Source organism: Mucilaginibacter rubeus, from assembly GCF_014643835.1.
GTDB lineage: Bacteria > Bacteroidota > Bacteroidia > Sphingobacteriales > Sphingobacteriaceae > Mucilaginibacter > Mucilaginibacter rubeus.
This window is the reverse complement of record NZ_BMKD01000001.1, coordinates 1,391,827-1,414,884: the sequence shown is the minus strand read 5'-3', so window position 1 is coordinate 1,414,884 and position 23,058 is coordinate 1,391,827. Positions and strand designations below refer to the sequence as shown.

Annotated in this window: 14 protein-coding genes; 12 read left to right on the top strand and 2 right to left on the bottom strand. The window is 41.9% G+C overall.

The genetic code is table 11. The features are described 5' to 3' along the window. Positions 1-168: 168 nt before the first annotated feature. Positions 169-2,340 (bottom strand): TonB-dependent receptor, encoded by a 2,172-nt coding sequence (locus IEX80_RS05735; protein WP_188832290.1) that lies wholly within the window; start codon positions 2,338-2,340, stop codon positions 169-171. Between the two features lie 49 nt (positions 2,341-2,389). Continuing rightward, positions 2,390-2,788, bottom strand: a complete 399-nt coding sequence (locus IEX80_RS05730; RefSeq protein WP_188832289.1) for a hypothetical protein — start codon at positions 2,786-2,788, stop codon at positions 2,390-2,392. Between the two features lie 299 nt (positions 2,789-3,087). Here IEX80_RS05730 and IEX80_RS05725 point away from each other — a divergent pair, with 299 nt between their 5' ends. The 12 genes from IEX80_RS05725 (at position 3,088) to IEX80_RS05670 (ending at position 23,048) form a co-directional block, all read left to right on the top strand. Beyond that, entirely contained in the window at positions 3,088-4,515 is a 1,428-nt protein-coding gene (locus IEX80_RS05725; RefSeq protein WP_188832288.1) for an alpha-L-fucosidase, read from the top strand. A gap of 21 nt (positions 4,516-4,536) precedes the next feature. Next, positions 4,537-5,334: a hypothetical protein gene (locus IEX80_RS05720; RefSeq protein ID WP_188832287.1), complete on the top strand. Its 798-nt coding sequence runs from the start codon at positions 4,537-4,539 to the stop codon at positions 5,332-5,334. Between the two features lie 102 nt (positions 5,335-5,436). Next, the gene (locus IEX80_RS05715; RefSeq protein WP_188832286.1) at positions 5,437-7,605 is read left to right on the top strand and encodes an alpha-galactosidase; all 2,169 of its coding nucleotides are present in this window, start codon (positions 5,437-5,439) and stop codon (positions 7,603-7,605) included. A 380-nt stretch (positions 7,606-7,985) separates the two neighbouring features. Beyond that, positions 7,986-8,543, top strand: a complete 558-nt coding sequence (locus tag IEX80_RS05710; RefSeq protein ID WP_175489950.1) for an RNA polymerase sigma-70 factor — start codon at positions 7,986-7,988, stop codon at positions 8,541-8,543. A 113-nt stretch (positions 8,544-8,656) separates the two neighbouring features. Further along, positions 8,657-9,850, top strand: a complete 1,194-nt coding sequence (locus tag IEX80_RS05705; protein ID WP_188832285.1) for a FecR family protein — start codon at positions 8,657-8,659, stop codon at positions 9,848-9,850. Positions 9,851-10,131: 281 nt separating this feature from the next. Next, the gene (locus IEX80_RS05700; protein WP_229701529.1) at positions 10,132-13,545 is read left to right on the top strand and encodes a TonB-dependent receptor; all 3,414 of its coding nucleotides are present in this window, start codon (positions 10,132-10,134) and stop codon (positions 13,543-13,545) included. A gap of 21 nt (positions 13,546-13,566) precedes the next feature. Continuing rightward, positions 13,567-15,099, top strand: a complete 1,533-nt coding sequence (locus tag IEX80_RS05695; protein WP_188832284.1) for a RagB/SusD family nutrient uptake outer membrane protein — start codon at positions 13,567-13,569, stop codon at positions 15,097-15,099. A 14-nt stretch (positions 15,100-15,113) separates the two neighbouring features. Then, positions 15,114-17,009 carry a glycoside hydrolase family 97 protein gene (locus tag IEX80_RS05690; RefSeq protein WP_229701528.1) on the top strand — a complete coding sequence of 632 codons (1,896 nt, stop codon included), beginning with the start codon at positions 15,114-15,116 and terminating at the stop codon, positions 17,007-17,009. 31 nt (positions 17,010-17,040) lie between these two features. Further along, a complete protein-coding gene (locus IEX80_RS05685; protein WP_229701527.1) occupies positions 17,041-17,844 on the top strand; it encodes a DUF4350 domain-containing protein in 804 nt (267 codons plus the stop codon). Between the two features lie 115 nt (positions 17,845-17,959). Further along, positions 17,960-18,472 carry an RNA polymerase sigma factor gene (locus IEX80_RS05680; protein WP_175489949.1) on the top strand — a complete coding sequence of 171 codons (513 nt, stop codon included), beginning with the start codon at positions 17,960-17,962 and terminating at the stop codon, positions 18,470-18,472. Positions 18,473-18,635: 163 nt separating this feature from the next. Then, on the top strand, positions 18,636-19,523 hold the full coding sequence (locus IEX80_RS05675) for a FecR family protein (RefSeq protein ID WP_188832283.1): 888 nt from the start codon (positions 18,636-18,638) through the stop codon (positions 19,521-19,523). A 129-nt stretch (positions 19,524-19,652) separates the two neighbouring features. Continuing rightward, positions 19,653-23,048 carry a SusC/RagA family TonB-linked outer membrane protein gene (locus IEX80_RS05670; RefSeq protein ID WP_229701526.1) on the top strand — a complete coding sequence of 1,132 codons (3,396 nt, stop codon included), beginning with the start codon at positions 19,653-19,655 and terminating at the stop codon, positions 23,046-23,048. The last annotated feature ends 10 nt before the right edge of the window (positions 23,049-23,058 follow it).

Genomic DNA, 23,058 nt, shown 5'->3' with positions numbered 1-23,058 from the left:
GAAATATGTCCGAACTTTAACGGGCAGCCCGTCTAATGGAAAAATACAAAGGCATTCCTATTCTCACTGCAAATTTTCATGCGGTTAGTTAAGTTTATTAGGGTAGCCTTACCAAAGGGGGCAGCCCTATTACGGGGTATAAAGTCGCATTAGAAAGTAAGGCGGTTTTTATTTATTGTTAAGCAGCTTTATTATAACTCCGGCATTAATAACTCTGCCGTCCAACGGCGCGTAAATATTTTTGAACACGGGATTAGAAACGGATCCGGTATAAATCGTTCCCCATTTACTTTGTCGTTGATCAGTAAGATTCTCGGCGTTAATGAAAATAAAAAAATGCTTCCACATCTTTTGCACAAGTAGTCCAAAAGTCCAATAATCACGACCTGTTGTACCACTGTCCAATATTTGTGAACCTGTATAAAATCCCTCAACGCCTGCCCTGAAACTGTTTTCCACTTCGTAGGTCAGGTCTGCGTTTAACTGGTGTTTGGGTGTTAATGTCTGAGCACTGCTTAACCCGTTAAAATGGCGTTGTACATCTGTATAGGTATAACCAAGGTAAATCCCTAACTCATCCATCAGCAGCTTAATATTGGTTTCGGCCCCTTTGCTGATCAGGTAACCCGGGGCGTTTATAAATGCATTGTTTTGTAATACTAATGGGTCATTCACTTTGGTGAGGAAGAATAGGTGATTAACCTGCAAAAAAGCATCGCCTACTGCGCCTTTATAATTTACATCTGCGTTGGCACCGGCCGAACGTTCGGCTTTGGTTGCGCCAATATTTAATGGCTGCAAATACCGATAGCCCTGTTCTTCGGCATCGTCATTAAAAATATCCGGCATCTTATAGCCCAGGCCGCCGCCTACGCGGCTACTCCAATGTTCATCGAGCGTAAATAGCGTGTTAACGCGTGGCAACAGGAATAACCCGTTTGAGCTTGCAGATGACGGCGAGTTTTCGTCAAGCCGAATGCCACTTTCTACAGCTAACCATTTTGTGGGTTTGAAGGTATTTTGAGCAAAAATTCCGTAAGTGTTGCGGCTATAGCTTAAATCTACACTTCCGTTTGGTTGCGACAAATGATCTGTCCAAACATCCGCACCGGCTACCCAGCTTGCAATTTTGCCATTACGGACATAGTTAGCTTCGGTATAAGATGATAATTGATCGCCCTTAAATAGAAACTGCGGCTCACCGATTGTCCTGTAAAAGTAGCCAATCGTATTTTTAAAGTTCAGTTGGTTGTTCGAGTCAAGCTTATGCGTGTAGGAAAACTGCGTGGAAAGACGGTCGCTTAGGTTACGCTCGAAATATTGGTGCTGATTATCGGCATGGCCGTTGATGACCTGCATATCGCCACCTAAACGATCTTCGTGCATGAGGTTAACACCAAACCAAAGTTGGTCGCGGTTGCCTGGCTTTAAGAATACTTTTGGCGCAAGCGTGAAGCGATTGGTTTTAGGCACCGCGGAAAGCCCTGTATTAGCCGGATCGTAAGCACCATTATAGTTATAAGAACTAAAAATTGTTGTTCCTGCGTGTGTCCATTGCTGGCTGTAAAAACCACTGGCATCGGTGCCTCTGGCTGAATTCTGGTTAAGCAATAAGGTCAATTCGGGTTTAGCCGCTGGCGTTTTGGTGATCAGGTTAACTAAACCGGCAATAGCCCCACCACCATAAAGTGTCGATGCCGAACCTTTAATAATCTCGGCCTGCTTCAGGTTAAGCGGCGAAACCTGCACCAGGCTTAACCCACCCGAAAAGCCATCGTACATTGGCAATCCATCCTGCAATAGCTGCGTATAACGGCTATCCAGCCCCTGGATGCGAAAACTCGCTGTGCCGCTTACCGCCGAAGCCGCTTGTACGTGTACACCCGTGATCTCCCCTAGCAGCATTTTGATATCGCCGGGGCGCATGGTGCTTTTTTCGTCCAGTTCCTCAGCAGGCAATGCTTCGATACGGGTGGGCACATCACTGCGGTTCTGATTGGTGCGGTTGGTTTGCACCACCACCTCTGCCAATTCACCTGCCATCGGCTCCAGGTAAACTTCTATAACGGGCTCAATATTTTTGAGTGGCAACACGAAAGTTTTTTCCTGCGGCAGATAACCCACCATACTGAATTTGATCTCGTATTTGCCGGTGGGCAGGTTGAACTGAATGTGCCCGCTGCTATCCGCAGCAGCGCCTCTTTTTAATTCGTTGATATAAGCCGTAACACCGGCTATGGACTGTTTGGTTTGGTCATCTTTGACCAAAATAGATAAAGTATGCTGTGCACGTGCGGCCACTGAAGCCAGCAGCACAGCGCCTAAAAGTAAATAGCGCATGAAATAGCTTAAAACGTAAAAATTGATGATTAAGAAAATGAGGGTTTTCTTACGCTAAAGGCGGACGAAATAAAGAAGGATGGTAATAGCTCAAAGCACCGGAGCTATGATGTAACGAAGCTGGGGTGATGAAATCTAGTGATACAGGTTCAGCCAAAAACGGGCTAACCGGTTGAATAATGGCCGCAAAGGATGGCGTGCCCTGGAATTGCAGCGCACCGGGTTTTGATGGCTGATCATGCTGGTTATGGTTTAACAGGTCTTTACCGTTTAGCAGATAATCTCCGATGAAATCCAGCACACCTTTTTCGTCCGGTGTGACCACCTTTTCATAAGCCTGATACATACGCGGCAATTCGTTAAGCAGCGAGAAATCACCCAATGGCAAAGCAATGCTGCCAAAGAGCAAATACCCGATCGTCCAAAAAGCCGCGATTCTTTTGAGCATGAGCGTAAATTAACTAATAAATTCTGTAGGAAAACTGAAAAACCGTAAGCCAGGCCAATCCGGCTTACGGTTCAATATAATTGACAATACAATTGTAAGCGGCAGCTTTGAACGGTGAGTGGTCATGATACAAATGCTATTATGAGATCAACCTGAAATTATTACGTAGCGTTCTGGTACCAAACCTCATGGTACTTGTATTATATCGTAAAGCAATATAGTTACTTATGCATACATATTGCTTTAATACGAACATTATTATAAATCATTGCGATTATAACCGCTAAAATTAAATCCTTATGAAAAAACTTTTTATAGCTTGTTGGCTGTTCATTTTTGTTGCGCATAATGTTTTTGCACAAAAAGAGCTGTCCCGCAATGAACGTATGAAATGGTGGCGGGAGGCTCGTTTCGGCATGTTTATACATTGGGGCGATTATGCCGGGCTGGCCGGTATGTATAAAGGATACGAGATAGGGCACGGTGGTGAGTGGATCATGAACAGGGGCAAGATTCCGATAGCCGAGTACCAGCAGTTTGCAAAAAAATTTAACCCCGTAAAATACAACCCGGATGCCTGGGTAAAACTGGCCAAGGAAGCCGGTATGAAGTATATTGTAATTACAGCTAAACACCACGACGGCTTTGCCATGTTTAAATCAAATGCCAGCAAATGGAATATTGCAGATGCCACCTCTTATGGTAAGGATGTTTTAAAGCCCTTAGCGGCGGCGTGCAAAAAGTATGGCATTAAATTAGGGTTTTACTATTCGCAAGCACAAGACTGGAATAACCCGGGTGGTGCGGCAGCGCGTAAATTAAGCAGCGAAGGTTGGCCGAACCCCGACTCAGCCAAGATTGATGCTTATACCCTTGAACATAATGGCCATTGGGATCCTGCTCAAACTTCGGCAACAATGGCTGATTATATTGATCGGGTTGCTGTTCCGCAGGTAAAAGAGCTGTTAACCAATTATGGTGATATCGCCGTATTTTGGTGGGATACACCTACAAACATGACTGATGAGTTTGCCCAAAAATTGCATGACCTGTTAAAATTACAGCCCAACATTATCACTAACGACCGGCTTAAGCGTCCAAACTTCGCGGGTGATTACAAAACACCAGAGCAAAAAATACCCAACCTGAGCGAGGTTGATGGAAAAGATTGGGAAACCTGCATGACTATGAATGGTACCTGGGGGTATAAAAGCTATGATCATAAATGGAAAACTCCTGAAACGTTAATTCACAACCTCATTGATATTGCATCAAAAGGGGGTAATTACCTGTTAAATATTGGCCCCAATGCCGAAGGCGAATTTCCGCAGGAAAGTATAACCACCTTGAGAAAGATGGGTGAATGGATGAAGGTAAACAGCGAAGCAATATACGCTACCCAGTCAAGTCCACTTCAGCCCTTAAGCTGGGGCAGATGTACCCTTAAACCAAACGTCAAAAATACCACCTTGTATTTCTCTGTGTTTAACTGGCCTTCCGGCGGAAAGCTGGTTATTCCCGGTCTCAAAAATGAAGTTTTAAGCGCTAAAATGCTGGCCGGGAATACAGCATTAAAAGCTGCGCTATCAAGTGAAGGCCTGATTATAAATGTCCCCGATAAAGCCAGGGATAGCATTGCTACCGTAATAAAGGTAGAAGTAAAAGGGGAGATAAGCAGGCAGGCTGCTAACCCAACCGGTACAATGAAAACAGGTGCGCTTGATTAACAATTGAAACAAGGATCAACTATGTTTTTAAAAAAATCTTTGATTATCGGATTGCTATTTACGAGCAACCTGCTTAAAGCACAGGTTGTTTTAAAAGCAGACGGAAGTGACGATGCATATCAGCAAATATCTCGTGTATTGGGTGGCGATGCCTGTGAAGTTTCTGATTGTGCCCATCATGTTAAACATATTACAGAAGCGTTTGATAAGCATTTAGGTGAATATGTTTTTGTTTTTCACAGCCATGCTAAAGAAGATAATGATCGCTGCCGGAATTACGACAGGGTGCGGGTAGAAATCAAAACATATGGCCCATCCGCAGCTAAATTAAAGGGAGAGCGGGGTGAAACGGTTATTTACAAATGGAAGTTTAAAATAGACAGCGGTTTTAAAGCGCAGCCAACGTTTACGCATATCCACCAGATAAAAGCGGGTGATGGAGATGCCGGAGCTCCCATTATAACTTTTACACCCCGGTTTGGTGAGCCTGATAAGTTTGAAATAATTCATACAGGTTCGGCAAAAGGAACTTCGCAAGGGGTTTTAGCCGGCGTTAACCTGGTCGATTTTAAAGGCAACTGGGTTGAAGTAACAGAGACGCTTCATTATGATAGCGTTGGAACTTACAATGTTGAGATCAAACGGATTGCAGATAATAAGGTACTGCTCAGCTATGTCAATACCAATATTGACCTGTGGCGAAAAGAGACTTCATTTTGCAGGCCGAAATGGGGCGTATACCGGAGCTTGAAAAGCCCTGCTTACATTAGGGACGAAGATGTAATGTTTGCCGACATTTCTATCGGGGAACAAAACTGACAGTTTTTTAACACGTAGTTTTTAGAGCACTTTAAGCTTATGCATGTATGGCTTTTTAAATTATCAAAGAGTTGATACCAGGATTAAAGTCAAACTTATAATATGAATAATTTTATACGGATTTTTTTTTTAGTTCTTTTTTGCCGTTCGGCAATTGTAAACGCGCAAACTGGTAAAGCAATATTGATAAGTACAAATAATGTAAACATGGTGCTTACAATAGGCGCAAATAACAGGATCTATCAGTCATACCTTGGTAAACGGCTTTTAAATAACGAAGAAACCGCCCTGATTCCTGCCGGGAAACATGAAGCCTATATTACAGGGGGAATGGAAGATTTGCTGCAGCCTGCCATCCGTTTAATCCATAATGATCGTAATCCTTCGCTTGAGTTGAGGTACGTTAGCCATACTACAAAAAGCATTGACAACAACGTCAGCGAAACATCCATTCAGTTAAAGGACCCTAAATATCCTGTACATGTAGTTTTGCATTACCAGGCCTTTAACAGGGAGGATATTATAAAAGCATGGACAGAAATCAAGAACAATGAAAAAGGAACAATAACCCTTGAAGATTATGCCTCGTGTATGCTTCATCTGGAAGCTAAGGATTATTGGCTTACTCAATTCCATGGCGATTGGGCATCTGAAATGAGAATGCAGGAAAGCAAACTGACCAGTGGCGTAAAGGAGATTGACAGTAAATTAGGTACAAGGGCTGATATGTATCAAACTCCCGCGTTTTTTCTTGCGATGAATAAACCGGCAGATGAAACAACCGGCGAACTGATAGCCGGAACGCTGGCCTGGACAGGTAATTTTAAGTTTCATTTTGAGATAGACGAGCGTAATGCCTTAAGGATTATACCGGGAATTAACACTTATGCATCGGCATATGAACTAAAGAACGGTGAAACTTTTACAACTCCGGCCTTTATTTTTACTTATTCGGCCAGCGGAAAGGGGCAGGCCAGTCGTAATTTACATAGATGGGCCCGCAATTATGGTGTACTTGATGGTAATAAACCACGTCTTACTTTGCTCAATAATTGGGAGGCTACACACGTTAATTTTGATGAAAAAGAACTGGTTAATTTATTTGATGATGCCAAAAAGCTGGGTGTCGACCTGTTTTTATTGGATGACGGATGGTTCGGGAACAAATATCCCCGAAATAATGACAAAGCCGGCTTGGGCGATTGGCAGGAAGATAAATCAAAATTACCCAACGGCATCGCTTATCTCGTAAAACAAGCCGAAGCTAAAGACCTGAAGTTCGGGATCTGGCTTGAACCCGAAATGGTGAATCCCAAAAGCGAATTATATGAGCAGCATCCCGACTGGATCTTGAAATTACCAAACCGCGACGAAAATTATCAGCGGAATCAATTGGTACTCGATCTTACCAATCCTAAAGTGGCAGATTATGTGTACCATGTTGTGGATGATATGCTAACCAAAAATCCAGGTCTGGCTTATATTAAATGGGATTGCAACCGCAACATGACCAATGCATGGTCTCCATATTTAAAAGACAAGCAATCTGCGTTATATGTTGATTATACTTTAAGCTTGTATAAAATCCTTGACCGCTTGCGCCAAAAATACCCGCATTTTCCAATTATGTTGTGTGCCGGCGGCGGCGGTCGCACAGATTATGGGGCTTTAAAATACTTCACGGAGTTTTGGCCTAGCGACAATACGGACCCATTAGAGCGAGTTTATATACAATGGGGATATAGTAACTTTTTCCCTTCTTTAACCATATCAAGCCATGTTACTTCATGGGGCAAACAATCCATAAAATTTAAAACAGATGTTGCCATGATGGATAAGTTGGGCTATGACATTAAGGTTAGTAAAATGACAGATGACGAACTGGAGTTTAGCAAACAGGCAGTTAAAAACTATAATCGCCTGAGCAATATCATTTGGTTTGGCGATCTGTACCGCCTTATTTCGCCGTACGAGGAGAACCGTATGGTGGCAATGTATGTAAATGATGAAAAATCAAAATCTGTAGTGTTTAATTATAACCTTAACGCACGTTATAAAGAAGTGTTTAACCGGGTGCGTTTGCAAGGGTTGGACAGCCACAAATTATACCGGGTAGAAGAGATAAACCTGATGCCTGGCGTCAAATCAAACCTTGCCGAAAACGGCGGTACATTTAGCGGGGACTACCTGATGAAGGTAGGGCTTAGTTTAACTCCCGGGAAATTAATACCCTTAAGCAGTATGATAATCGAAATAAACGCCTCAAATTAGAAACATTTCGTAACACTAAGCTGTTGCCTGTTGGTTAAACAGGGTACGTACAAGTTAATGCAACACCCGTAATAACAGTAGCGCAAACGTTTGCGTACTTTGTAGTAAATTATCATTTTACTATTAAATTTTATCTCTACTTTAGTTTTACCAATTATAGCCCGACAGTGCGTAATCGTGACTTTTACAATATGGTTGTTACAGTTTGACATTGATAAGGGTATTAATAAGATAAATAACGTTTGGGCTTCGTTTTTTTTTCGATAGGTTAGACGTCTAAAAACAATAAATCGGTCTGTTATAAAGTGTATTCGATACACAAAGGTAGTTACAGTGTTATTTACTGTGTTTAATTTTAGTAAACTTAAAGTTTGATGTTTATGCCTGAAGCAATTTCAATGGTGGCATTTCAAAATGGGGATAAGGAAGCTTTCAATCATATTTTTAATATGTTTTATAAGCGGGTGTGTTTTTTTGCTGCAGGAATTGTTAATGAAGATGCTGCTGAAGATCTTGTGCAGGATGCCTTTGTAAAGCTATGGGAACGTCGTTTAAGTTTTGATAGTTTAAATTCAATAAAGGCCTTTTTATACTTAACTACCAAAAACAGCTGCATCAACAGTTATAAGCACCAAAAGGTTGTTGGAAAATTTGAAAGTCGTCAAACTGAAAGCCTTGACGAACCAAACATAATTTACCGCCTTATTGAAGCCGAAGTATTAGAGGAAGTTCAGCAGGCTGTGCAGCAATTACCACAAAGCTATCGTAAAGTAATATACCTTAGCTATTTTGAAGGCTTAAGTAACCAGGAGACTGCCGATTATTTAAATATTTCTATCAATACGGTAAAAACACAAAAAGTACGGAGCCTGCGTATCCTTCGCGAAATTTTAAAGCATTCTCCAACCGCTTTGTTATTACTTATACATAAAGTTTAAGTCCCTTCTTCTCTATAACTCCATTCCCGGGCATTTTCTGCCCCCATAAAAAAATAAAAAAGATCATACCATTGTCACCCGTTTGCTTCCTTTAGTTGTTTGTATGTTATTAAATGGAAAAAAACGAGCGGGACTTTTACGTAGCTGAACTAATCGGCAAACTTTTAAACGGTGATATTTCGCAGGAAGAATACCTATGGTTAAAAGAATGGGTTAATGAAAGTGCCGAAAACAAAGTGCAATTTGAAAAGCTGACAGATGCCGGCTTCCTTGAAAAAAAGCTGGCTTTCTGGGATAACATTGATAACGATAAAGCATGGAATGAGCTGCTGCGGAAATTACCTGAACCGGAATCAGAGTCAGTTCGCCGTTTTAATTATACATCGTTATTGAAGTATGCAGCCATAGTCATCTTGACCTTAAGTATCTCAATTTTATTATATCTTCGGAATGAAAACCGGGTAAAAGGGAATGATAAATCGCAGATAGCTCAAGCCACCATGATCAAACCCGGCAGTAACAAAGCTATCTTAATTTTAGGCAATGGCCAAAAGTTAGCGCTTAAAAATCATACACAGGTATCTATCAACGAGGATGATGGAACTGCAGTATCTAACAAAAACGAAATATTAGCTTACAAACATGCCGGAAAAGCAAATGCCGGACAGCAGGTAATATATAACACCATTGTCGTTCCACGCGGAGGTGAGTACCAACTGGTATTAGCCGATGGTTCAAAGATCTGGATGAACTCTTCTTCTTCATTACGTTACCCAACTTCATTTTCGGGCAGCGAACGCAAAGTTTACTTAAGTGGGGAGGCGTATTTTGAAGTAGCTAAAAATGCCAGAATGCCTTTCATAGTGAAAACTGACAAAGCAGAAGTAAAGGTGCTTGGAACTCACTTTAATGTGAAAGCTTATAACGATGAAGAGCTTTACAAAACTACGCTTTTAGAAGGAGCAGTTAGCGTACAGTCATCTGCTATGATAAATGAGATTAAACCGGGGCAGCAGGTAATAATTAATGGTCAGGGCCAGCAAAAAATCACGAGCAACATTAATGTTGAAGAAGAGGTAGCCTGGAAAAACGGACTATTCATGTTTACTAAGGCCGATATCAAAGACGTTATGCAACAGGTATCCCGATGGTATGATATTGAAGTGGTGTACAAAGGGAAGGTGCCAGATCTGCAGTTCTCCGGTCAGCTATCGCGCAAGGTTGATTTTTCAGGCTTTACCAATATATTAAAATACGCCGGGTTAAACTTCACTATTAAGGGTAAAACGGTAATTGTAGCAAAGTAACGACAGGGCTAATGTGTGAGAAGATTAGCGCTTAATATATAACCACTACAACCAATTGTTCACCTAAATTAAAAATGATGAGAAAACAAATACTTATCTCTCCCTAAAAGGAATTCACTCCGCTCGTATTTATAGCCACAGATGTTTATAAATACGATTTTACGAAAAACGAAGATAGTAACCGGGAGTGCTCGTAACACTGCCCGGTAGTATCTGGGTAAACCAATTATCCCTGGAAAGCATAATTGAAATTCAACGTCTAACCCAAACCGTACAAAAGTATGAAATTCATTTCTAAGTCTGTAGCGGGCATGCGGCCTGCTATAACTAAAGTTTTATTGGTTATGAAACTGATTGCCATTATAATGATTACTGTTTTTAGCAGCGTTAGTGCCAAAAGCTTTAGTCAAACAGTTACACTTCATGAAAAAAATGTATCTGTCAAAAAAATTCTCAAATATATTGAAAAACAAAGCGGCTATCATGTAATACTGATAAATGTGAACCCCGAAACAACCCTTGCCGGGACAATAAATATCAATCTTGAACATGCAACGGTTGAAGAGACACTAAATGAGTGTTTTCGCAATAAACCTATTACTTACACCATTATTCAGGGAACTATTATTATAAAAAAAAAGGAGGATGAGTTAGCAGCGGAAGTAAAGGAAAGCATTGACATTCATGGTAAGGTAATTGACGAAAAAGGACAGCCGCTGCCTGGTGTTAATGTAAAGGTAAAAGGGGCTACGGTAGGAAGCATTACAGGCGCGCAAGGTGAGTATACCATAAAAGTGCCCGATGGGCAGGCGGTATTAGTTTTCTCCTATGTGAGCTTTGAAACACAGGAAGTAGTAGTAGGCGATAAGAGGGCGATCAATATCACGATGAAAGAAGCTTCAAACAGGCTTAGTGAAGTGATAGTTGTAGGTTATGGAACCCAAAAGAAAGTTGATTTGACAGGTGCCGTTGTTACTGTAACGGGATCGGAACTGAATAAACGAGTGGCTACAGATCCCACTCAATTACTACAGGGAAAACTACCCGGCTTATCCGTTGTACAAGGTTCGGGCGAAGCCGGTAACGAAGGAACTTCTTTACGCATAAGGGGTACGGGTACTTTCAGCAGCGCAGGCAATTCGCCATTCATCATTGTTGATGGTTTGCCGGGGAGTATTACAGCCCTCGATCCGCAAAATATTGAATCGGTAACTGTACTAAAAGATGCAGCTTCGGCATCAATATATGGTACGCGTGCTGCAAACGGAGTTATATTAATAACCACCAAGCAAGGCAAGGAGGGCAAAATGCAGCTCTCTTATGATTATAATCTTGGTATCACAAGAGCTTCTGCATTGCCCAACAACATGATCTACAATTCGGCCCAGTACATGACACTCTGGAACCAGGCCGCAACCAATTCAAATTATCCCAATAAATATAGCGATGCGCAAATCGCACTTTATACTAACCCAACAGATCATACATTATATCCCGATTATAACTGGTTAGATGCCATTTTTAATACAGTTAAGGTGCAAACTCATCATCTGGGTATCACCGGAGGTAGCAATGGCACCACTTATAACGTTGGTTTAGGCTATGTTGATCAGCCTGATGTTATGCTGGGATATTACTATAAAAAATACAATATTCAACTCAACCTCACTTCAAAATTGAACAAGTGGGCAACATTTGGTTCAGCCATTACTTTAAACAGCAGCGAGAGAGGTTATACCTCAAGGGGGAGTCAGGATCAGTTTTTATCTGCTCTGTCACAACAGCCTATGTATGGCCCCATATTACCCGATGGCAGCGGCAGGTATACTAATTCAGTATTCCCCAGTGTTCAAACACCCAACAAAAACCCAATTGCAATTGCCAAAAACGCCATCAACAAACAAAACGATTATTATTTACAAAGCAGTTTTTATTTAAACATTCATTTGTTAAAAGGCCTGGAATGGCGAACTAACGGCGGCTTTAACTTCGATTACAATAAAACTATCGATTTTAAGCCGGTAATTAATCAATACAACTGGTTTGCAAAGCCCGGCGATGCACCTGAACGTACCCTGGATGTAAATGGACAAGGCATTGATGTAACCGATAATAATTCATTTTACCCGGTTGCTTATACACAGTTTACCTATTCACGATCAATTAATAACAATCATAACTTTAAATTACTGGCCGGCACGCAGGTTGAATATAACAAGTCGCAAAACCTGGAAGGGCTCCGTAATTTACCATTTGCATCCAATACATTACAGGAGGTTGATGCCGGGCCCATTGCTTCGCAGCTTACCAACGGCACAAGCAATATTTACTCCTTGCATTCGTACTACGGGCGTTTAAATTATGATTACCAGGAGAAATACCTGTTGGAGGCCAATGCCCGGTATGATGCATCTTCCCGTTTTCCGGCAAACAACAGGTGGGCATTTTTCCCATCGGTATCGTTAGGTTGGGCCGCCACCAAAGAAAAATTCCTGCAAAATGTAAGCTGGTTAAATAATTTAAAGCTACGCGCGTCATTAGGTAATTTGGGGAACCAGAATATCGGCAACTATCCATACCAGGAAACCTATAATTTCAAAAGCTATTATAATAATAAAACAAGCTATGCTTATCCATTTGTAGGCTCCACCGTAACAAGTGGCGTTATCAATAATTCATTAACCAACCCCAATATCAAATGGGAAACTACAAGGGTATTTGATATCGGTACTGATATTACGGTGTTGAACAACAAACTCAGCTTCTCGTTCGATTGGTATGATAAATTAACATCGGGCATTCTCGAAACGGCCACCACACTTACGCCGCTTTACTTTGGCCTTAATGCACCCGTTATAAACTATGGTAAAATGAAAAATACCGGTATCGAAGCGTCTTTTGAATATAACGACCGCTTTGGTAATGTTGGATTTTCATTCGGCGGAAACATTCAGGCCAATAAAAACACTTTAGTTTCCTATGGGGCTCCGGCCATAAGTACAGGAACAAATACCATTAATCAGGAGGGACAACCTTATGGCAGCTTTTATATGCTTAAGTATGTGGGGATTTTTCAATCGGCAGCAGAAATAGCAGCCTCGCCAACGCAGCAATATAATCCGCAGCCGGGTTATATGAAGTATGCGGATACTAATGGCGACGGAAAGGTTGATGACAGCGACCGAGTAATAGTGCCGGGTGCCTATCCTAAATTTAATTACGCTTTTAACACAAGTGTTAACTGGAATAATTTTGATCTTACGGTGTTCTTTTACGGCTCGTATGGGCAAAAATTATATGTTAACGGTTGGGGGATACAACCATTTAACCAGGGATCTCCTCCGCCCAAAGAGTGGTTAAACGCCTGGACAGCATCTAACCCAAGTACAACCATGCCTATGGTTTATGTTTTGGGCCAGGGAAACATCAGCAGTAATGCCAACACAGCTTCCACATATTATTTAAGAGATGCTTCTTTTTTAAGGTTGAAAAACGTGCAGCTTGGTTATAATTTACCTAAAGATTGGGTTAAGCATCTATTTATGTCGGGCCTGCGGATCTATTTTGCCGGAGATAACCTGGTTACATTCACCAAGTTTCCCGGTCTTGATCCCGAAAGGATAGTTTCCAACACAAGGTATGTTACACACCCCCAAAACCAGGTTTACTCCTTTGGGGTAAGGGCTACATTTTAACATTTATTATTTGAAACGATCATGAAAACAACGATAAAATATTTGATGCTTTTTTTGACAGCCGTTTTAATGGTGAGTAGCTGTAAAAAAGACCTTTTAAATCAGAACCCTCCGGCAGATATTGCCAGCTCCGTTTACTGGAAAACACAAAATGATGCCGACCTTGCTTTAGCGGGGATCTATAGCTTTTTTATCCAGGGTTTTAACTATACCGCGTCCGGAAATACCGGGCAGGGCTTTGGCGCTGGTACGCCTTATTGGGATAGCCTTAGTGATAACGCGTACAGCAGTGCCTATTCAAATATAGCGCAGGGAGCCATAACGCCGACTGTTGGCGGCCTGCAAACAGACGCATATTCAACTGCCTACAGGGCTATCCAGGCATGTAATACTTTTTTAGATAACGTGCGTAAAATCAATCTGCCATCTGCAACTTTAAACCAATATTTGGCCGAGGTAAGATTTGTAAGGGCGTACTGGTATTTTACGCTTACCCAATTGTATGGCGATGTTGTTTTATCGCTTCATCAGATCACCATAGATCCGGCGAATACCCAGATGGGAAGGGCACCAAAATCTGTGGTGATTGATACCATTTTAAACGACCTTACCTTTGCCGCAAATAATTTACCCAATACTGCTTATTCCGGCCATGTCGTTAAGGGCACTGCTATGGGCTATATGGTAAAAGTATACCTGGCCAGGCATCAGTACCAGCAGGCTGCTGCTACCGCTAATACCATTATAACCGACGGCAAGTTTCGTATTTATACCGGCGGGTACAGGAATTTATTTTTAAAACCGGGACAAAACGGCAACCCCGAGATCATGTTCTCGGGGCGTTACCAGGTTCCCACGGCTTTTAGCCCGGCAGATTATTTATATACCTACAGCTCAAGTTTCCAGCCTTTAAGTTACCTGGTTAATGATTATGAATGTACCGACGGGCAACCAATCAGTACATCGCCTTTATATAATTCCGCAACACCATATGCTAACCGCGATCCAAGGTTATTGGCTACAATATTAACGCCCGGCGTGTTGTATAAAGGAGGGATCCCTTTTGTCCCGGCGGCTATTGGCGCTTCTGCCGGTTTCCTTAACAAAAAGGGAGTTGATTCCACCCGTGCAACAGTTATAGGCACACAAAGCGATCAGGACTGGGTTTATTTACGCTATGCAGATGTTTTGCTGATGTATGCCGAGGCACAGAACGAGGTTTCCGGCCCTGATGCCAGTGTGTATGCTGCAATTAACGCAGTTCGTACCCGCCCTGGAGTAAATATGCCGCCAATACCCGCCGGACTTTTGCAGGATGATATGCGCATAAGGATCCGCCATGAAAGGCGGATTGAGCTGGCACTTGAAGGACAACGATATTTTGATTTAAAAAGATGGGCTTTGGATAGGGTAATTATACCAACCATCAAAGACCCGAACGCAACACAGCGAACGTTTCCGCTGAAGGATACTATCTGGCCGGTTCCGCAAACAGAAATTGATATTGCCAAAGCAGTGGGCAACACCGCATTTAAACAAACACCGGGCTATTAATCAAGCTGTAAACGATGAAAATTATTAAAAAAATGAGAGTGGCTATAAGTATAGCGCTCTCTTTGATGGCTTGTTCATCACGCTTGTTTGCTGCCGTTAATGTAGTTATTTACAGCCCGGATAAGCAGGTCCGAATGGAAGTATTCAACAAACAGGGAACCATATTTTATGCAGTCACTTATAAGAGCCAGCCGGTTGTCAATACATCAGCCATGTCGGTCAGTATTGATCAAACGGCATTAACCAACCGGGCCACTATTACAGGAAGCACAACTTACAGCATAAATGAAACCTATCCATGGTATGGCGTGCATTCAAAAGCTGTTAATCATTTTAACGGTGCAAAAATTAAGTTATTACATGGCGAAACCGCTTTTGTACTTGATGTAAGGGTATTTAACGACGCGGCTGCTTTTAGCTTTACAATACCCGGAGATAAAGGTGTTATCCACGTACCAGATGAAGCCACCGCGTTTAATATTCCCGCCGGCAGCACCATTTGGTATCATGACCTTAACGGGCATTATGAAGGCGTGCATACCCATAAACTAATTGACTCTGTAAAAAATGGTCAATGGATAGCTCCGCCTGCCACAATTAAGTTACCCGATAACGCAGGATATGCTTCTATTACCGAGGCCGACCTTAAAAACTACTCCGGGATGGCCTTGCTGGCTAATGGGCAAAGTCAATTGATATTGCAATTAGCTCATCATCATCCCATATCTCATCCTTATGAGCTAAGATATAGTAAAGAAGATATTGATAGGGTTTTAAAGCCTGCGGCAATTAGCGGAACCATCACCACACCCTGGCGTGTGATCATGATCGGTGCGGATCTAAATGCAATGGTTAATTGTGATGCCGTACACGATTTATGCCCTCCGCCCGATAAAAAATATTTTCCTGAAGGAGTCAATACTTCGTGGGTAAAGCCGGGACGGGCAGTATGGCAATATTTGGATGGCGCTGCCGACAAATCGGTGGCCGGCATGAAAGAGTATTCGAGTCTGGCAGCCGGGTTAGGTTTTGAGCACAATATACTGGAAGGGTTTTGGGAAAAATGGAGTGACGACGAGATCAGGGACCTGGTTAATTATTCGCAGCAAAAGGGGGTGAGTATCTGGGTTTGGATGCACTCTAAGGATTTGCGCGATTCAAGCATCAGGCACGCGCGTTTTAAGCGTTGCCATGATCTGGGAATAGCGGGTTTAAAGATTGACTTTTTTGATAATGAAGCAAAAGAGACAGTTGATTTATATCAGGCAATTTTAACAGAGACTGCACAGCTGCATTTACTGGTCGACTTTCACGGATCAAATAAGCCTACCGGGCAATCGCGTACCTGGCCCAATGAGCTTACCCGGGAAGCTGTTAAAGGTATGGAATCAAGCAAGCTGGAAGACAGGGCAACACACAGCACAACGCTGCCATTTACCCGTTTTTTAGCAGGCCCGGCAGAATATACACCGGTACATTTTGGCGACCGCCGTAAAAATACTACCTGGACTAATCAGATAGCCAGCGCGGTTATTTTAAGTGCACCTCTATTAACCTATGCTGCCAATCCTAAAAATCTGCTGGCAAATCCCGGCGCTGACATTATCAAAAGTATCCCTTCGACATGGGACGAAACGATTGTGTTGCCGTCATCGGCCATTGGTGAGCTGGCAGTTTTTGCCCGGCGAAAAGGCAATACCTGGTTTTTGGCCGTCATGAACGGAACTCAGCCCAGAAACATAAAAATACCGCTTAGCTTCCTCAGCTCGCCTGCTAAATGCACCGATATTCATGATAATCCGGAGAGTTCTGCAACATTGAAAATAGAGCGCTCCGTTGCAAAGCCAACCGATGTACTGTCATTAAGTTTAGGTGTGGGCGGCGGATATGTGGCGAGGTTTAACAAATAATAGCATTCAATAAAAGCCGATACAAAATTATATGAGAAGGATTAAAGGATACATTATACTACTGGTATTTAATTTACTGGGAAGGCCTACTATAATGGCGCAGACTAAGACCGTTACTTTAGACTATTTTTTTAATAATGAATACCGTAAGAATTCCGCAGGTACTTTAGAACGGTATCATTATACCTGGGAGGATCAGAGGAGCAGCGGTTACTCTATTTGGGGATATGTTTTTAAAAAGAATGGAGCCCTTCTTAAGAGCCTTGAAAGTGAACCGGACGCTCAAAATTTGACTGGGACAGATATTTATATAATAGTTGACCCTGATACAAAAAAGGAAACGGCTAACCCTAATTATATTGAAGCCAGGCATATTAAAGCTATTACCGACTGGGTTAAACGCGGTGGGATACTGGTATTAATGGCGAATGACAGTGCAAACGCCGAATTGCCACACCTCAACAAGCTGGCCGAAAAATTTGGAATTCACTTTAATGATGATTTGTACAAGCACGTTATTGGTACTCAGTTTGAAATGGGCGCTATCACAATTCCGGCAAATGATCCCTTATTTAAAACGGCAAAAAAAATTTATCTCAAAGATATTTCCACACTAAAATTATCGCCCCCGGCGGCGCCATTATTAACTGATAGCTCCCGTGTAATTATAGGTATGGCCAAATACGGGGCAGGTACAGTAATTGCTGTCGGCGATCCCTGGCTGTATAACGAATATACCAACGGACGGCTACCCGCAGCCATGGATTTTGATAACGATAAAGCGGCCGATGATCTGAGCAAATGGCTGATAAATCAAATACCGGCAAAGAAATAAAGGAAACCAGTTTATCCGGATTGAATTCCGGTTTTATAATCCTAAACCGATTATACACATCAATAATTTAAGTCACTTTGAGTTTTAAGTAATGCTTTCAGAAATTGAATTAATCATGTTAATTAAGGCCGGAGATATAAATGCCTTTGATGAGTTTTATAAACGTAATTGGAGGGCTTTGTATCATAGTGCTTATCGTTCAACGGGTTCATCGGACGATGCAAAAGACCTTGTGCAAACTGTTTTTATTAGTTTATGGAATTGCAGGTATAGCCTGCAGCCAGAAAGGTATAATGCCTCTTATCTTTTCAGAAGTTTAAGAAACAGCATCATCAATTTTCATAAAAAGGATTCGGTCAGAAAAAGAGGCATGGATAGCTTGCTGTACCTGGAAGATACAGATCAATATAACCACGAGGATAGCTTAATAGCAAAAGAACTTTCAGCAACGATTGAAGGAGGGATCAGGGAATTGCCCAAAAAAATGCAGGAGGTTTTTATTTTATCGCGGCAGCAAAACTTATCCGTCAATGAAATTTCGGAAACCCTTAATATTACCCCTCGTACGGTCAAGAATCAACTCTCCAACGCATTAAAAATATTACGGACAAAGCTGGGGATCTTTTGAAATGTCCTTTAATAACATGGTTGTTTTCTATTGATCATGAATAGCAGCATTTAATAAAAAATGCAAAATACATCTGGTACCAAAACCAACTGACCTTGTATATATAGTACAAAGCCAAAAAGACTGCTATAAGCGGTTGAGATAAACTTAAAAAACATTCATAATGATAAAATGGCGCAAGCCCGGTCCAGGTTTTGGGCCCGGAGATGATCATCTTCAGGACGAAAAAACTATGCGGGCTATAGAGAAGGAAATGCTTCATAACATCCATAAAGAAATTTATGGGAAATGGCATTTTATAAAAACATCGGCCGCCAAATATGCCATTGCCGCCTCATTGGTTTTGATGTGTAGTTCAGTGCTTTTTTACTTTAAATTATCGGTTAAAGATAAAGCAGCTATGATGGCCGTAACCGCAAAAAAAGGCAATCTCAAAACAATAACCCTTCCCGATGGATCAACCGTATGGTTAAACTCGGGTTCAACCATAAAATTCCCCGAACGCTTTGGAAAAACGAGAGAGGTACAGCTTATTAACGGCGAAGCTTACTTTGATGTAAAGCACGATAGCACTTCACCTTTTATTGTTCATTATGGCCACTTGCACGTCCAGGTATTAGGTACTGCATTCAATATAAAGTTTTACAAAAACATCAGTGACATAAGGCTAACAGTTACCAGGGGGCTTGTTGCTGTCGGTAACAAAACTGAAAGCTTTGGTTTACTTACACCAGATAAAGAAATGGTTTACAACCAGGAAAAGGCCACCCACCAAATCAGGACAATTGATGCCGAAAAGGTAGCAGCCTGGAAATCAAGCGAGGTCAATTTGTACGGTGTTTCATTTAATGAACTGGTAATGCGGCTGGAAAACACTTATGGTGTTCACATTAACTATAGTCATAAAGAGAATGATCATTTGATAACAACTATTCATTTTTCAAATAATAATACACTATCCTATGTTCTTGACATCATTAAAACCATCCACCATTTAGATTATGTTTTGAAAGGAAAGGAGGTTTATCTGGCAAAAAACGAAAACAGTTAAACCCAAAAAGCCAGTACCCCCGAAGCCGGGCTGCAGGGGCATTGGCAGAGAGTGCAGATATAAATTATTGGCAGGTTCCAAGCTAATCCAATAATTCATATAGTTTTTTAGAATAAAAACCTCGTAAAGATGAAAAAAAAATCAACTAAATTTTTTAATTTTTTCATGAAGGTATCGACGATTGTTATGGTCAGCTCACTGGTATTTTGCCATGTTTTGCTTGCCAAACATGCAACGAGCCAGATCTCGGATTCCCCCGTGAAAATCGTATTTGGTAATGAAACGTTACAAAGCTCAATTGATAAGCTCGAAAAGCAAACCAATATTAAATTTTCTTATAACCCGGTTGAACTAAGCGGTTACAAAATTGCACCGCGTAAATTCAAAGATGAAGCGTTGGGTAAAATCCTGAATTATTTATTCGCTAAAACCCGTTTGTCATTTAAAGAGATAAATACCGGAATTGTAATTTACGATAAATCAGCTTCCGCCAAACCAAGTGTACTAACCAACAAAACCAATGAGCAAAATATTGAAGCTGCCGATATTACAGTAACAGGTAAAGTAACCGATTCAAATGGCGCCCTGCCGGGTGTTTCGGTGAGTATAGAAGGCGGTGGAAGAGGGGTGATCACCGACCCCAAGGGTGAGTATACCATTAAGGTGCCTGCCAATGCTACGCTGATATTTTCTTCCGTTGGATACAAAACGCAAAAGGTTGCCGTAAACAATCAAACAAGCATCAACGTAACCATGACGGGCGATCTGAAGTCGTTAAGTGATGTTATTGTGGTTGGCTATGGGGTTCAGAAAAAGTCCGACGTAACAGGTTCAATCGTTTCAGTTAGTGAGCAATCGTTGCGTGATGTTCCGGCCGCTAACCTTGGCCAGGCTTTACAGGGGCAGGCCGCTGGTGTGGATATCCAGAAAAGCGGTGGTAACAGCCACCCTGGTGCGTCCCCCTCTATTTTAATCCGTGGAAACAGATCTATAAATGCCTCAAACTCACCACTTATCGTAGTTGATGGGATCCCCTTTAACGGAAGTTTGAATGACATCAATCCTGATGACATAACTTCATTAGAAGTATTAAAAGATGCTTCTTCTACTGCTATTTATGGTTCAAGAGGTGCAAATGGTGTTTTATTGGTTTCTACACGCCGTGGTAAAAAGGGTGGTACAGCAATAACTTATAGTGCTTATGCTGGTTTCAATAAGCCGCTGGGGCAGTATAACATTATGAACGGCCCTCAGTTTGAAGACCTCAAAAAATGGGGCCTATATAATGGTAATCCCGGCAAATATACCGGCATTGATGATCCTGCATTTTTAACCGATGGCTCTTTTGCCCCGCAAGAGGTGGCTTCGATAAAAAGTGGTCGTAGTACCGACTGGCAAAAGCTGATCTATAAAAATGGTTTTGTAACAGACCATCAATTAGGTGTTGCAGGCGGTAATGAGCTTACCCAATATGCTATATCTGGTGGGTACTATAATGAAACAGGCATCTATTTCGGTCAGTCATTTGTTCGTTATTCTGTTAAGCTGAGTGTTGATCAGCAACTGGGTAAATATGTAAGGGTTGGTTTAAGCAGCCTGAATACCCTAAGCTACACCAATGGTGAAAATGCTAACCCGCTTGGTCAGGCTTTAAGGGCCAGCCCGCTTTCAACTCCATATGATGATGCCACAGGTAAATTAGTAGGCTTTACAGCCGGAAGCGCTAACCAGGTATGGAACCCGCTTGCAAATTTTGTTCCTGGCGCAGCTGTTGAAACACGAAAAAGATTCGGAACTTTTACAACGGCCTACCTCGAAGCAACCCTTGCACCCGGATTAAAATACAGGTTTAACGGCGGCGCTGAAATAAGGCCTGATATTTACGGCAACTACTACGCCAGCGCTACTACCAATAACCTGGGTGGCGCATCAACAGCAAATAACCAAAGTACTTACAGCTATAATTATACGCTTGAAAATATATTGACTTACGATAAAGTATTTGCGCAAAAGCACCATGTGAATTTTACAGGCCTTTACAGTTTACAGGAAAGCCAGTCGCAGTCAAATTCATTTAGCTACAACAATATCCTGTCGGATGGTATCCAGTATTTTAATCCACAGTACGGCGCAAATTTAAGCGGCTCCGGATCATATTCTAAGTGGGATATCATCTCGTACATGGCTAGGGTAAACTATGGTTATGCCAATAAATACCTGCTTACCTTAACCATGCGTTCAGACGGGTCATCGCGCCTGGCGCCGGGTAATAAATATCATGTATTCCCATCGGCAGCACTTGCATGGAATGTTACCAAGGAGCCGTTTTTGATGAACTCAAACGTACTGTCAAACCTTAAATTAAGAGCGAGCTATGGTACAGTTGGTAATACAGCTATCAATCCTTACCAAACTTTGGGCGCTTTATCATCTGTTAACTATAACTTTGGTTCTACCAACCTTACAGGTGCTTATCCAACCAATGTTCCTAATCCAAATCTAACATGGGAGTATACTTCTACATTAAATGCGGGCGTTGATTTCGGACTTTTCCAGGGACGGGTTGCGGGTACGGTTGAAGCCTACCATCAGTATACCAGGTCGTTACTGTTACCATTATCATTGCCGCCAACCTCGGGTATACCAAACAGTATTTTAACTAATGTGGGCCAAACGCAAAATAAAGGGATTGAAGTAAGCATAAGCACCATCAATTTACCCGGTAACGGCAGGAACAGCGTTAGCTGGAGCACCAATTTTAACATCGCATTTAACAGGGGTAAAGTAACCAAATTAGCGAGCGGGGTTACCCAGGATATCACAAACGGTTTGTTTGTGGGGCAGCCTATCAATGCCATATTTGATTATAAAAAAATTGGCATCTGGCAAAATACAGCTGCCGATACTGCCCAGGCTAAAAGCTTAGGTCTTACAACCACCGGTACAGGTTCTGTGATTGGCACTATCAGGGTAGAGGATGTAAATAAAGATGGAAAGATCAGCGCCGCCGACAGGATTGTACTTGGGTCAGATCAGCCAACTTATACCGGCGGTTTTACCAACCGCATAGGGTATAAAGGATTTGATTTTACGGTAGTGGCCGCTTATAGGGTGGGGGGACTAATCACTTCCAAAATGTTCCAGAGCGGAAGTTTCATTAACACCTTCCAGGGTAATTATAATAACCTGAATGAGGATTACTGGACACCAACCAATCATCAGAATTACTATCCTAAACCCAATTCTGCTTCAACCAATACGCCTTATTCATCCACTTTAAGTTATTTTGACGGTACCTTTTTAAAAATCAGGAGCCTGACCTTAGGCTATAATATGCCCGAATCGATAACCAGGCGTATCAGTGCACGGTCGCTAAGAATATATGCTACGGCGCAAAATCCATTTATTCTTTTTTCTCCGTATCGTAATACTTATCATGGTTTGGACCCGGAAACAGCCGGAAGCTTAAACGTTGATACGCCTCCTACAAAGTCATTTACATTCGGTATTAACATGACACTTTAAATTTAAATAA